The sequence below is a fragment of the Mesorhizobium neociceri genome (assembly GCF_013520985.1).
Taxonomy (GTDB): domain Bacteria; phylum Pseudomonadota; class Alphaproteobacteria; order Rhizobiales; family Rhizobiaceae; genus Mesorhizobium; species Mesorhizobium neociceri.
The window spans coordinates 1-12,159 of sequence record NZ_JACDTY010000045.1; the positions used below are offsets into that span (position 1 = coordinate 1).

At 60.0% G+C, this 12,159-nt stretch carries 8 protein-coding genes and 1 pseudogene; all 9 read left to right on the plus strand.

Features of this window, described 5'->3' with window-relative positions:
- Window positions 1-701 precede the first annotated feature (701 nt).
- The 9 genes and pseudogenes from H0241_RS35050 to H0241_RS35090 all read left to right on the plus strand — a co-directional run bounded on the left by H0241_RS35050 (window position 702) and on the right by H0241_RS35090 (window position 11,837).
- On the plus strand, window positions 702-2,126 hold the full coding sequence (locus tag H0241_RS35050; RefSeq protein ID WP_181062259.1) for a M20/M25/M40 family metallo-hydrolase: 1,425 nt from the start codon (window positions 702-704) through the stop codon (window positions 2,124-2,126).
- 519 nt (window positions 2,127-2,645) lie between these two features.
- Complete coding sequence (locus H0241_RS36555) at window positions 2,646-2,891, plus strand: hypothetical protein (RefSeq protein ID WP_407941796.1); 246 nt, start codon at window positions 2,646-2,648, stop codon at window positions 2,889-2,891.
- Between the two features lie 10 nt (window positions 2,892-2,901).
- Window positions 2,902-4,158 carry a sarcosine oxidase subunit beta family protein gene (locus tag H0241_RS35060; RefSeq protein WP_181062260.1) on the plus strand — a complete coding sequence of 419 codons (1,257 nt, stop codon included), beginning with the start codon at window positions 2,902-2,904 and terminating at the stop codon, window positions 4,156-4,158.
- An 18-nt stretch (window positions 4,159-4,176) separates the two neighbouring features.
- Complete coding sequence (locus H0241_RS35065; protein ID WP_181062261.1) at window positions 4,177-4,443, plus strand: sarcosine oxidase subunit delta; 267 nt, start codon at window positions 4,177-4,179, stop codon at window positions 4,441-4,443.
- On the plus strand, window positions 4,440-7,532 hold the full coding sequence (locus tag H0241_RS35070; protein WP_181062262.1) for a sarcosine oxidase subunit alpha family protein: 3,093 nt from the start codon (window positions 4,440-4,442) through the stop codon (window positions 7,530-7,532). Before H0241_RS35065 ends, H0241_RS35070 begins: the two co-directional genes overlap by 4 nt.
- Window positions 7,525-8,097 carry an aminomethyltransferase family protein gene (locus tag H0241_RS35075; RefSeq protein ID WP_181062263.1) on the plus strand — a complete coding sequence of 191 codons (573 nt, stop codon included), beginning with the start codon at window positions 7,525-7,527 and terminating at the stop codon, window positions 8,095-8,097. The genes H0241_RS35070 and H0241_RS35075 overlap by 8 nt, the downstream gene beginning before the upstream one ends.
- Before the next feature lie 24 nt (window positions 8,098-8,121).
- Window positions 8,122-8,933: pseudogene (locus H0241_RS35080) on the plus strand (MFS transporter); the annotation flags it as partial.
- Between the two features lie 392 nt (window positions 8,934-9,325).
- Window positions 9,326-9,613 (plus strand): hypothetical protein, encoded by a 288-nt coding sequence (locus H0241_RS35085; RefSeq protein WP_181062264.1) that lies wholly within the window; start codon window positions 9,326-9,328, stop codon window positions 9,611-9,613.
- A complete protein-coding gene (locus tag H0241_RS35090; protein WP_181062265.1) occupies window positions 9,603-11,837 on the plus strand; it encodes a N,N-dimethylformamidase beta subunit family domain-containing protein in 2,235 nt (744 codons plus the stop codon). The genes H0241_RS35085 and H0241_RS35090 overlap by 11 nt, the downstream gene beginning before the upstream one ends.
- Window positions 11,838-12,159 lie beyond the last annotated feature (322 nt).

The following is a 12,159-nucleotide window of genomic DNA, read 5'->3' on the forward strand; positions in this document are numbered from 1 at the left end:
CTGGGACCATACGCGGCTGCGGTTCAAGAGGCGACTGACCTTCCCGTGTTTGATTATACCTCCATGGTTGAATTCTTCGTCGGTGGCCTAACACGCAAACCATTCACAGGACTCCTCTGATAACGGGGTGCTCTTGAGGCCGCAGAAAGGCTGCGGCCTTGTCGCACTGCGTTGATGCGCCCGATGGCCGGATCAAGTACCGACGGGTTCGATTTGCGAAGATCGCTTGCCGCCCGTGCTCGTCGATTTAGACATTTAGACGCACCTGCGGCTCTTACAGTCTGGTGATGCTTGGCTCCGCAGGGGGCATGAGGGTCTCATCGCCTCAAGTGCCGTCGTCCCGCCGCTGCCGCGAAACGCAAGCGAGGTGCCTTCATCCGGGGAAGAAGAGAGGCAGTGCGAAAGCACGATCGGGCGCAGTGTTGTTTGGAGTCGAACGGCACGTTCTTCGATCCCCAATGAGCCAAGGCATGAAGAGATAGCCGAGTTGATAGCCATCATGGATAAAGGTGATGTAGTATTTGATGTGATCTTCCCAACTTGCCGAAAAGCTTGGCGTGCATTCGTTGGCGGAGTAAGCACCCGTCGCCTAGGAAGGCGACCGCAACAGAATCACGTGACGTTCGAATCGACCAACAAAAAGAATGAGTGCTCGCCTTAGCGGGCGGGGCGTCCTTTCCGGAGAGCGTCAGGAGAAGACCATGCATGTAGATACAATCGTTCAAAACCTACTCAGTCGCCAGAGCGAAATCGTGGATAGACTTTGCGCCTTCTTGAGGCTGCCAAGCGTGAGCACAGACCCAGCATTCATAGGAGGAATGCTGGACGCACAAGCGTTTCTAGTAAGCTGGCTCGAGCGCATGGGCTTGAGCGATGTCCAACTTCTCGATGGCGGTGGTCACCCAGCGGTTTACGGAGCTTGGAACGGGGCCCCCGGGAAACCTACTTTGCTCATCTATGGACACTACGATGTTCAACCCCCCGACCCGGCAGAAGCTTGGGTAACTCCACCTTTTGAACCAACCATCCGCGACGGACGGCTCTACGCTCGTGGGGCATCTGACGTTAAAGGCTCGACTGCAATCGCGCTCGAAACAATCGCCGCATTTCTGAAACTCCGGGGTGCCTGCCCCGTGAATGTGAAAGTCTTTTTGGAGGGGGAGGAAGAAACCAACAGTCCTAGTCTGCGGCCGATTGTGCAGCGGTACGGCGATTTGCTCCAGGCTGACGGAATGATATCCGCTGATGGCGCGCGAGCGCATCCCAAAATCCCAACGATAAACGTCGGCTCGCGCGGAATTGTTGAGTTTGAGATATCAATCCGAACCGCCGACAAGGACCTTCATTCTGGTCGTTACGGCGGCGCGGTCCGGAACGCCGCACATGAGATGGCGAAGATTATCGCTTCGTTACATGACGAGGATGGCGCGATTGCAATCCCGGGATTGCTGGCGGCTCTCCCTTCCGTCTCTGTGAATGCCCGAGCTGATACAGCCAGATTTCCCTTCGACGAGGCCGCGTTCGTCGAGAACATTGGGGCGCGCGCTCACGGGGAACATGGCTTTTCGATACGTGAGCAGCTAACGCTTCGACCGGCCTTGGACGTAAACGGAATGTGGGGAGGCTACACCGGGTTCGGCAGCAAAACAGTGATCCCAAGTACTGCCCACGCTAAGCTATCGTTGAGGATCGTCCCCGGTCAGGACCCTGACGAGGCCTCAGACGCGCTGAAGGCTCATCTGTGCACCGTTTGCCCCCGGGACGTCGAGCTCTCGATCGACGACCCGGGAACTGGGAGCAAAGCTTTCAACCTCCCTACCGAGCATCCACTTGTGCTTGCGGCAAAAAAAGTCTTGTCTGAGGCCACCGGTCAAGAGCCGGCGCTTGTCCGGCTGGGCGCCTCCATTCCCATCACTGTGATATTCCAGGAGTTGTTGGGACTTCAAACGCTCATGTTCGGATTTGCCCTGCCGGATGAGGATATTCATGCGCCTAACGAATTCTTCCGGTTGGCGTCTTTGATGGAAGGCCTTTCTGCGTGGCCAAGGTTGTTAGAGCAACTCGGTGAGTACAGCGCCGATGAGTTTCGATCAATGGCCGCAGAGGCCGAGAGCGCGGCAGTTTAAACCTGAGCGAATGGTTAGAGCTTCGGACGACGAGCTCTTCTTAGACGGTCCTATCTTGGGAAATCCCAGTATGATGAAGACTGTCGACTTGTCGTCCGGTAGCTCGTTTGGAATTCGTCGAATGGAGCAAACCTGTTCACTGAACTTGTCGAGGGAGCGAGGCGCACATTTCATCAGCGGCGATTGGCATCGTGACGCAAAGAGGCCGCCAATCGTCCTTCGCAACATCACTGGCAAATTGAGCCTCGCCGACAGGGAGCGTGGGAGTGTTTTCCAACCGCGAGTGTAAACGCTTTCATCTTACTCAATACGTTGCCATGCCGAGCGTCATTTGATGGTATTCGCGCAACAACTGCGTCGCTTTCGGCGACTTCTCAGTCTCTCACGCGGCGCCGTCCTCTGTCATCTGAAAACGCGATGGTACTGTTCGTGACTTTATGTTGGTGAGTCCCACGCCAAGTGGCGCATAGTGACATGTAATTGGTTCGAACTGTCCGCCCGTGACGCAAGGTGAAGTGCATGCAGATCAAAGATGTCCTTCTCGCCCTTGGCAATGGCGCATTTTTCTATGACGACCAAGCTGCTATTCGGGCCGGCGGGGCTGAGACCGAAATGATCTATGTTAGTGAAATCATAAAGACTGGGTTCACAGCCATCCGTGTCTGGCTAAAGGACTGGGGCATCGCGATGTCCGAATCTGTCCGCATCACCAAGCGGGGCGCGGGGAAACCTTCTGCAACTTACCCCGACGCCTTCGTCAAATAGTAGGATCGGCATGCGCGGCTATTCGGCTTTTTCCATCCTTCGAAATGGGCTTACGGGCCAAAGGCACTGGCGGCGTGTCTGGCGGGCGCCCGATCCCAAGTCGGCCTATGATGTAGTTATAGTGGGTGGCGGCGGGCACGGCCTGGCGACCGCTTTCTATCTGGCCGAGAACCACGGCGTCCGCAATGTGGCCGTGCTGGAGAAGGGCTATATCGGCGGCGGCAACGTCGGCCGAAACACCACAATCGTCCGGTCGAACTATCGGCTTGACGGCAATACCCAGTTCTACGAATTTTCGATGAAGCTGTGGGAGGGCCTGTCGCGGTCGCTCAATTTCAACGTGATGTTCTCGCAACGCGGCTTTTTGCTGACCGCCAATTCGCCCGGCGAATTCGACACTTTCGGCTATCGCGCCAACGTCATGCGGCTAAACGGGATCGACGCCGAATTGCTTGATCGCGAGGAGGTGCGCCGGATGGTGCCATATCTTAATTTTTCGGAGAAGGCGCTGTTCCCGGTTCACGGCGCGATACTTCAGGGCCGAGCGGGCACCGCGCGCCATGACGCCGTGGCCTGGGGCTACGCCCGCGCAGCCGACGCCCATGGCATCGACATCATCCAAGGCTGCGAGGTGACGGACTTCGTCCGTCACGGGGACCGCATCGTCGGCGTCGAGACAACGAGGGGCCGAATCGCCGCCGCAAAAGTGGGGCTTGCGGTGGCGGGGCACACCTCGGTGCTCGCCCGGAAGGCCGGCCTCGAACTGCCGATCGAAAGCCATATCTTGCAAGCTTTCGTGACCGAACCGATCAAGCCACTGGTCCACCACGTTGTCGCCTATGGTGCCGACCACTTTTATGTCAGCCAGTCGGACAAGGGCGGACTGGTCTTTGGCGGGGGCCTAGACGGCTATAATTCCTATGCGCAGCGCGGCAATCTTGGCGTCGTTCGCGAGGTTGCCGAGGCTTCGATCGCGATGATGCCCTGCATCTCGCGGCTGCGTATCTTGCGGCACTGGGGCGGCGTGATGGACATGACGCCCGACGCGAGCCCGATTATCTGCCCGACGCCCGTCGACGGTCTCTACCTCAACGGCGGCTGGTGTTACGGCGGCTTCAAGGCCACACCCGCTTCGGGCTGGTGCTTTGCGCATACGCTCGCCAAGGGCGAAGCCCATCCGCTCACCGCCGCCTATCGGCTCGATCGCTTCCGCACCGGTCGCACGATCGACGAGGCAGGCGCCGGCCCATTCGCCTGGCTACAATAATCGAGAGACGGAAAGATCATGCTGCGCATCGAATGTCCCTGCTGCGGGCCGCGCGACCACGACGAGTTCCGCTACGGCGGAGATGCCTCAGCGAATCGGCCAGCCTATGACGATCCGGATTTCGAAGCCTGGTACCGTTACGTCTTCGTGCGCGAGAACCCGGCCGGGCTGCATCGCGAATATTGGCAGCACGTGATCGGCTGCCGGCAATGGCTGGTCGTCGAGCGCGACACGCGGAGCCATGCCATCGCTTCGATCCTCTTCGCTCGGGAGACGCGCGCATGAGGCGGCTTGCTATAGGTGGGCGGATCGACCGCTCGCAGCAAATCGAATTCACCTTCGACGGCAGGGCGATAACCGGTTTTCGCGGCGACACGCTCGCCTCGGCGCTGCTGGCGAACGGTGTCCGCCTCGTCGGCCGCAGCTTCAAGTATCACCGGCCGCGCGGCATCTACTCAGCCGGGCCTGAGGAGCCGAATGCGCTCGTGACGTTGGGAACGGGCGGTCGCCGCGAACCCAACCGAGCGGCTACGACGGTGGAACTGGCTGAAGGGCTGGTTGCCGAAAGTCAGAACCGCTGGCCGTCGCTCAACTTCGACGCCCAGGGCATAAACGGACTGTTTGCGCCCTTCCTGTCGGCAGGGTTCTATTACAAGACCTTCATGGGTCCGACACGGCGGGCCTGGATGTTTTATGAACACTTCATCCGCAAGGCGGCGGGGCTCGGCCGTGCGGGAGAGGAGCCCGATCCGGATCGCTACGACGTCCGCCATCTCTTCGCCGACGTCGCGGTAGTCGGCAGCGGCCCGGCGGGGCTTTCCGCCGCGCTCGCGGCGGGCGGGGCCGGCGCCAGAGTGGTCCTGATTGAACAAGATTTTGCGCCTGGCGGCTCGCTTCTGTCGGATCCGGCGGACGCTGAGTCCGTGGCCTGGCTTTCCGGAATGTTCGCTCGGCTCGCCGAAATGCCGAATGTCTCCTTGATGACGCGCACCACGGCGTTTGGCGCTTATGACGGCAATGTGCTCGGGCTCGTGGAGCGGCACGGCTCCGGAACCGCCGATCCGAAACAAGGGCAAGCGCGCCAGACACTACTACTTCTGCGAGCGAAATCGATCGTTTATGCGTCTGGGGCGCTTGAGCGGCCGCTTACGTTCGCCAATAACGATCGGCCCGGCATCATGCTGGCCTCCGCGGCGCGGGTCTATCTGAACCGCTTTGCAGTACTGGCGGGGACGCGGGTGGTGGTTGCGACCGACAACGACAGCGCCTACAGAGCAGCCTTCGATCTAGCGGCAGCCGGGGCGGAGGTGACGATTGCTGACGGCCGCGCCGAACCGATACATGAACTTCTGGAACAGGCGCGCCGCCGGGGCATCGCCGTCCGCACGAAATCGCGGATTGCCAATGCTTTGGGGAGTCGTTCCGTACGCGCTGTTACGCTTTCCGAACCCGGTGGTCCGGCCACGGTCAAATGCGACCTGGTTGCAGTCTCCGGCGGCTGGTCGGCGACCGTGCATCTGACCTCCCATCTCGGGGTGAAGCCTGTCTATCGCGAAGACATGCGTACTTTCGTTCCTGGAAAGCTCGGAGCGGGGCTGTTCGTGGCCGGTGCTGTGACGGGAGGCTTCACTAGAGGGGGCTCGATCGAGGAGGGGCATCGTGCAGGGGCCGAGGCATCTGCGTTCTGCGGCATAGCGAAATCAGTCCAGCAGCCGGTCGGGCTCGAACTGACTGAGATCGATGCAGGATCTCATGATAACTCCCTCTCCGCCTCACTTCGCTCGGCACCTCTCCCCCACTTTGTGAGGGCACATGACGGGAGCCATACCGTGTGCCCCGAGCATCATCGCCCCGATCGATCGGAGGAGAGGTGGTTTGCGAACCGAACCCGAGCGGGAGACGAAAAAGGGGCGAAATTTGCCGCAGGCAAGGCCTTCGCCGACCTACAGATGGATGTGACGACGCAAGACATAGCTCTCGCGCACCGCGAAGGTTACGAGTCAGTCGAGCACCTGAAGCGCTACACCACGCTAGGCATGGGCACCGATCAGGGCAAGACAAGTAATTTCCATGCTCTTTCGGCTATGGCCGGCCTGCGCAGCATGGCGGTTCCGGAAGTTGGCACCACAACGTTCCGGCCGCCCTATACGCCGGTGGCTATCGGCGCGCTGGCTGGGCGCAGCATTGGCCATCATTACAAGCCGATCCGGCGCACGCCGATGCATGACTGGCATGTCGCCAACGGCGCGGAGATGCTGGAGGGCGGGCTCTGGATGCGGCCTTGGTTCTATCGTGCTTCCGGCCGCGACGTAAACGAGGCCTATGTCGCGGAGATGCGGCTGGTACGCGAGGCGGCCGGCCTGATGGACATCTCCACGCTCGGCAAGATCGACGTACAGGGGTCGGACGCGGCTGAATTCCTCGACCGAGTCTATGTTAACGCCTTTGCTAAGCTGCCGGTCGGCCGCGCACGCTATGGCATCATGTTGCGCGACGATGGCGTCGTCTTCGACGATGGCACCACGAGCCGACTCGGTGAGCGGCACTTCTTCATGACGACATCGACCGCGAAGGCCGCGGACGTAATGTCCCGGCTCGAATTCCTGCTCGATACTGCTTGGCCCGACCTTCGCGTTTCGGTGACTTCGGTCACCGACGAATGGGCAGCGATGTCGGTCGCGGGTCCGAACAGCCGCGATATCCTCGCCGCCGCGTTTCCCGATTTAGACATCTCAAATGAGGCGCTACCACATATGGGGCTGCTTGAAGAGAAATATCGCGACAGGCGCCTGCGCATCATCCGCCTAAGCTTTTCCGGCGAGTGGGCTTACGAGATTTATGTCGGCGCGAGCTTGGGCACGGAGGTGTGGTGCCGGCTGATGGAGGCCGGCGCGCCTTTCGGCCTGAAGCCTTACGGCGTCGAGGCCTTGGGCACCCTGCGCATCGAGAAGGGCCACGTTGCGGGGCCGGAGATCGACGGCAGGACAACGCTCGACGACCTAGGCCTCGGCCGCATGGTGGGCAAGCGCAGCGGCTATGTGGGGGAGGTTCTCGGCCGCCGCGCGGCCTTCAGCGACCCGACCCGCCCGCGGTTGGTCGGGCTGCGCGGCGTCGAACCTGGGAGGCAGTTGCACGCCGGCGCAATCTTGTTCAGGCCTGGTGAGCCGATGCAGGGCCATGGTCTCGGCCGCATCACCTCGGCGACATACAGCCCCACGCTCGACGTCTGGGTGGGGCTCGGACTACTTGCCCGGGAATCAGCGGTGGAGGGTGCCGAGATCGTCGCCGCTTATCCGATCACGGGCCAGACGGTGCGGGCCCGGGTAGTCTCACCCATATTCCTCGACCCGAAGGGAGAGCGGCTCCATGGCTGATGGTTCGACCATGACAGGGTTCGAAATGGCGGCGGATGACTGCGCGATCATCCAGTTCGAGGCCTGGGACGGGGCGATGGCGCAATTCGAGGCGGAACTGCCCCGGATACTGGGCGGGCCGCTGCCGACCGAAGTCGGCGACACCGCTCGTCATGACAGCTGGCTCGTGATCCGCGTTGCGCCACGCCGGTTCTGGCTGCTTTGGGACGGTCCGCCGCCTATTATCGATGTCGATCCGAAACTCGGCTGCGCGCTCCCGCTGGGCGAGGGAAGGGTGCGGCTGCGGCTTTCCGGGAGGGGCCTTCAATATGTGCTGGAGCGATGCGTCGCGGTGGATTGGGAGACACTAGCCGAGGGACGGGCGCTCCAAACCGGCCTCCATCGCGTGCCGGTCCTGCTGCTGCGCAGGAGCGCACTCGAGTGCGACCTTCTCGTCCCGCGCAGCTTCAGTAAGAGTCTGATTGAGTGGATTGCAGACGCCGCAGCCGGGCTCAATAGAGCCATCTATGCGAGCCCGAGAACTGATGCTTTGTCATCAGCTCATGCAAGCCAACGGACTGGGTAGACAAAGCGAAATAGGACGGAGCAAGTGGAGGGCGCAGATGAGGGTGCAAGTTCGCCAGCGACGTTTGCGCCGCTCAGGAACCACTACTTTCGTTCGATCTGGCTCGCCTCGCAGGTCTCTAGGCTCGGCTGGTTGATGCAGACTGTTGCCATCAGTTGCCTGAGGCAACAGTGTCGACTTCCGATTTGATGGTCGCTGTGGTCCTGGCTTCGGCGACGTTGCCTGCGTTCATCTTTTCCGCCTTCATCGGGGCGATTGCCGACAATTTCAGCCGTCGCAGGGTCATGTTCGCCGGTCGGTGTCTTATGGCGGTAGCATCTGCGATGCTTACCGCTTTTGCGGCTCTGAGCTTTGTCGATCCGTGGATGATCCTCGGCTTCAGCTTCTTGGTCGCAAGTGGTGCCGCGCTCAACGATCCCGCCTGGCAAGCCTCGGTCAGCGACATTGTAGACCGACGCGACGTTCCCGCCGCGGTCACCTTGCTCTCGGTCGGCTTCAATACTGTCCGGACCGTAGGCCTGGCGCTCGGCGGCATCGTCGTAGCTTCATTTGGGCTTCTGACAGCTTTCGCCCTGACCACACTCAGCTACCTGGTCCCTCTGGTCACCATATGGCGCTGCAAGTGGAAGGTTCGCACCTCACCTCTCCTGCGCGAGCCGATGAGCACGGCGAACTTCGATGGGCTGCGCTTCATGGCGATGTCTTCGGCAATCAAGGCTGTGACCGCGAGCAGAACCCTCTTTGGCCAGGCAAGCATCGCTATACTGGCACTGCTGCCGCTGATTGTCCGCGATCAGTTGCGTGGAGGACCACTTGCCTATGGCTCGCTCATGGCTGTCAGAGGCCCGTGCATTGCCACCAAACAATAAGCACCCCCTATAAGCCATCCAATCTCCAAGCTGAGCGCGAGTAAATTAACCCGGCCGGAATTAGAGCCTGCGCCGAACTGAGTTCATCTCAAAACAAGATGTCATGAATCTACAATCTGAATTTGACGTAACTCGCCTAGCGACTGAAGCTCACTAGCAAGGCTTTAAAGTGGCAAAAAAGGGCAAGATGCGGAACTTCAGATGTACAGCTTTGAAGCCTTTCAGCCGGGAGGCCCGCTATCACGATCGACGGGTCGAGGGCTGAGCTCGTGAAGTCTCGATCGGAATATTCGCCTGAGAATGCCGGTACCGCCGCCGCACGGTCTGCCTTGTCCAGGTTTTCCTCTCGGTCTGACTTGATGCGCGAATTTTTGGACGCGCCGTTCGGCCGGCATAGCCCAGAGCTTCGTTTTATTCTGGATGTCATGCGCTCACAGCCTCTGGCTGGCAAATGGATCGCGATTATGACTGACCCCTCTAACGAGTGGCACGCTGCACGCTGGTCTCTGGAGGTACCCCGGCAGGTGGTTGAAATGGCGCCTGTTCGTTTTAGATCGCGCGAGGATGTTGAGCGCTGGGTTTTCAAGCAACGTTGGCAGCACCTCATCGGTCCGCTCGCAATCCAGGAGGGTGGCGATGACGTCTGATCGCCCAGCGATTCTCGCTTATGCCGACCGCGACAGCGTTAAACCTGGCGAAAGCATCGGCTTCGCCGTGAGCTGTTTGAGACCCGACAGCTTTCAATGCGACTTTGTCCGGCTGCTCGGCTGCGATGCTGGGCCGGAGATGCCACCATTTCGCCCGTCCGTCATCGCGGCGCCGGAGGCGAGGTGCTATCCCGGGCGCGAGCAGGCCATTCGTTCCGGCTCCTACATCGAGGTCAACGGATCGCAGCGCTTGGCGGATCTTGGGTCCGTAACCGTTTGTGCCAATATCATGCCAACACTTATTGCCGGTCAACCGCAATGCCTGCTCAGTACCCTGACCCCTAGCGGACATGGGGGGATAGCATTGCGGCTGGAGGCGGACGGTTGCCTGGCGGCAGTCGTCGGGGACCCAGTTGGTCCACGGATCTACCGGCTGCTCAGTCCCTTGTCTCCTTGGCTCTGGAGCTTCGTTGCGATGAGCTATGATGCCCAACGCCGTCAATTGCTGGTTGTTGCGCATCGTCTCGCCTCCGGGACGCATGACCATGTTGGCACGGACTCGGTGACCGTGAACCAAGTGGAGGCACCGGGACGCGGAGATGGTCGCCTTCTCATCGCGGCCGAACGGGACGACAACAGCGGAATTCCTTACCATCACTTCAACGGCAAGATCGAGCGTCCCCGTATCTTGGCCGCGGCGCTGTCGCTCGAACAACTCAGCGATTTGGCTTTACGTAAGCCGTCGGAACCTTTGAGCTGGCCCTGCCTAGCTGATTGGGATCTACTAAGCGAGCCAGCGTCGGAAATTGTATTAGATCATTCAGGCTTTGGTCATGACGGCGTATGCATCAATTGGCCTATCCGCGCCGTTCAGGGATCGAGCTGGGAAAGCCCAACCATGGATTGGCGCCGCGCACCTGAGCAGTATGGCGCGGCTCATTTTCACCACGACGACATTGAGAACCCCGGCTGGCAGGAGGACCTGAGGCTTACCGTGCCAACCGATTGGCCTAGTGGATGCTACGCTGCGCGCCTGCGCGGCGCGGATGCAGAGTTTTTTGTTCCGTTCTTTGTGCGGAAAGCTGCTGACGCTGTCAGCGATGTTGCCTTCCTGGCGCCAACTGCAACGTACGCGGCCTATGCGAACTGGACCGTGCAGCAGCAAACGCTTGAGTATAGCTTTGGGTGTCTAGTATCTTCTTACACACCGCTCGACCTTTTGGTTTTTGAACATCCTGGCCTTGGCAAATCGCTCTACGATTCGCATGACGATGGAAGCGAACGGAGCATCGGGTCCCTGCGCCGACCAGTCTTAAATCTACAGCCCGGCGGCTGGCTTTGGAACTTCCAAATTGATCTTTGCCTACTTGGCTGGCTCGCTCACGCTGCTCCAGATCACCAGACACTGACGGATGAAGACCTGGACCGTGAAGGCTTAGCGGCTTTGGATGGGTGTCGGGTACTCGTAACCGGAAGTCATCCCGAATACTGGTCCTTGTCGATGTTGCGGGCTCTCGACGGCTTTCTCGCTAGAGGCGGGCGACTTATGTACCTCGGGGGGAACGGATTTTACTGGGCGATTGACTTCCATCCTCAACGAAAAGGCCTGATTGAGCTCAGGCGGCGGTGTCCGGGAAGGGGTCGCTTTGGTGCCGGCGAAGCCTACAGTAGTTTTAATGGCCGCCCCTGCGGTTCGTGGTCGAAGCTAGGCAGACCCGAACAATCTTTGTCAGGCGTAGGCTATTTGACTGACGCATTCGATCGTAGCAGTTATTATCGTCGCTCTGCCGCTGGTGACGAGCCCCGAGCTCGCTTCATTTTCGAGGGTGTAAAGGATGAAATAATCGGCGATTTCGGTATTCACGGCGGGGCCGCCGGGATTGAGATCGATGTGGTCGATGAAGAGCTAGGCACACCGAGGCATGCACTCGTGGTAGCCTCCTCAGAGCAGCATGGGAGCTCGTACGAGCGTCTATTGGGCGGTAACTATTTCACCAGACTGTGGAATGATGCGCCAAGGGAGCCCGTTCGTGCCGATATGACGTTCTTTGAGACGCCTGCAGGCGGCGCGGTTTTTTCTGTTGGCTCGGTGGCTTGGGGCAGTTGTCTCCCGCACGCCGGCTATGTCAACAATGTGGCACGCATATCTGAAAATGTGTTACGCCGCTTTCGCGATCCGACACCGTTTCAAATGCCCGTCGGATCGCGGTACTTGCTCAAGTAGCTATCATCTGGTTGGACGGCCTCGCGGACAACTATCAGCACCGACGAGACCAGCGTAACCTTGCGCTCGCGCGATTACACCCTGAACTGCCCAAGCTGATGTCGCTCGACCCGCAGGAGTTCAGGAGTTCATCTTCGTTGCCTGCTCCTGCCATCGTGCGGCGCGGCAATCAAAGTGAGAGCGCAGCGTCAATCAGGGGATCTTCCGCATATTTGGTGCAGGTGCCGGGATTCACGGGCGGTGCGAATGAGTCCATAGAGTCGGAATCGCAGTCGACGCCGGTGATTCGCCCGTGCTCCATGCCTTCCGCTCGCTGGTCTCG

Bases quoted from the DNA above. Each gene is read 5' to 3' on its own strand.
- H0241_RS35050 (WP_181062259.1), top strand. From the start codon at position 702: ATGCATGTAGATACAATCGTTCAAAACCTACTCAGTCGCCAGAGCGAA.
- H0241_RS36555 (WP_407941796.1), top strand. From the start codon at position 2,646: ATGCAGATCAAAGATGTCCTTCTCGCCCTTGGCAATGGCGCATTTTTC.
- H0241_RS35060 (WP_181062260.1), top strand. From the start codon at position 2,902: ATGCGCGGCTATTCGGCTTTTTCCATCCTTCGAAATGGGCTTACGGGC.
- H0241_RS35065 (WP_181062261.1), top strand. From the start codon at position 4,177: ATGCTGCGCATCGAATGTCCCTGCTGCGGGCCGCGCGACCACGACGAG.
- H0241_RS35070 (WP_181062262.1), top strand. From the start codon at position 4,440: ATGAGGCGGCTTGCTATAGGTGGGCGGATCGACCGCTCGCAGCAAATC.
- H0241_RS35075 (WP_181062263.1), top strand. From the start codon at position 7,525: ATGGCTGATGGTTCGACCATGACAGGGTTCGAAATGGCGGCGGATGAC.
- H0241_RS35085 (WP_181062264.1), top strand. From the start codon at position 9,326: ATGCGCGAATTTTTGGACGCGCCGTTCGGCCGGCATAGCCCAGAGCTT.
- H0241_RS35090 (WP_181062265.1), top strand. From the start codon at position 9,603: ATGACGTCTGATCGCCCAGCGATTCTCGCTTATGCCGACCGCGACAGC.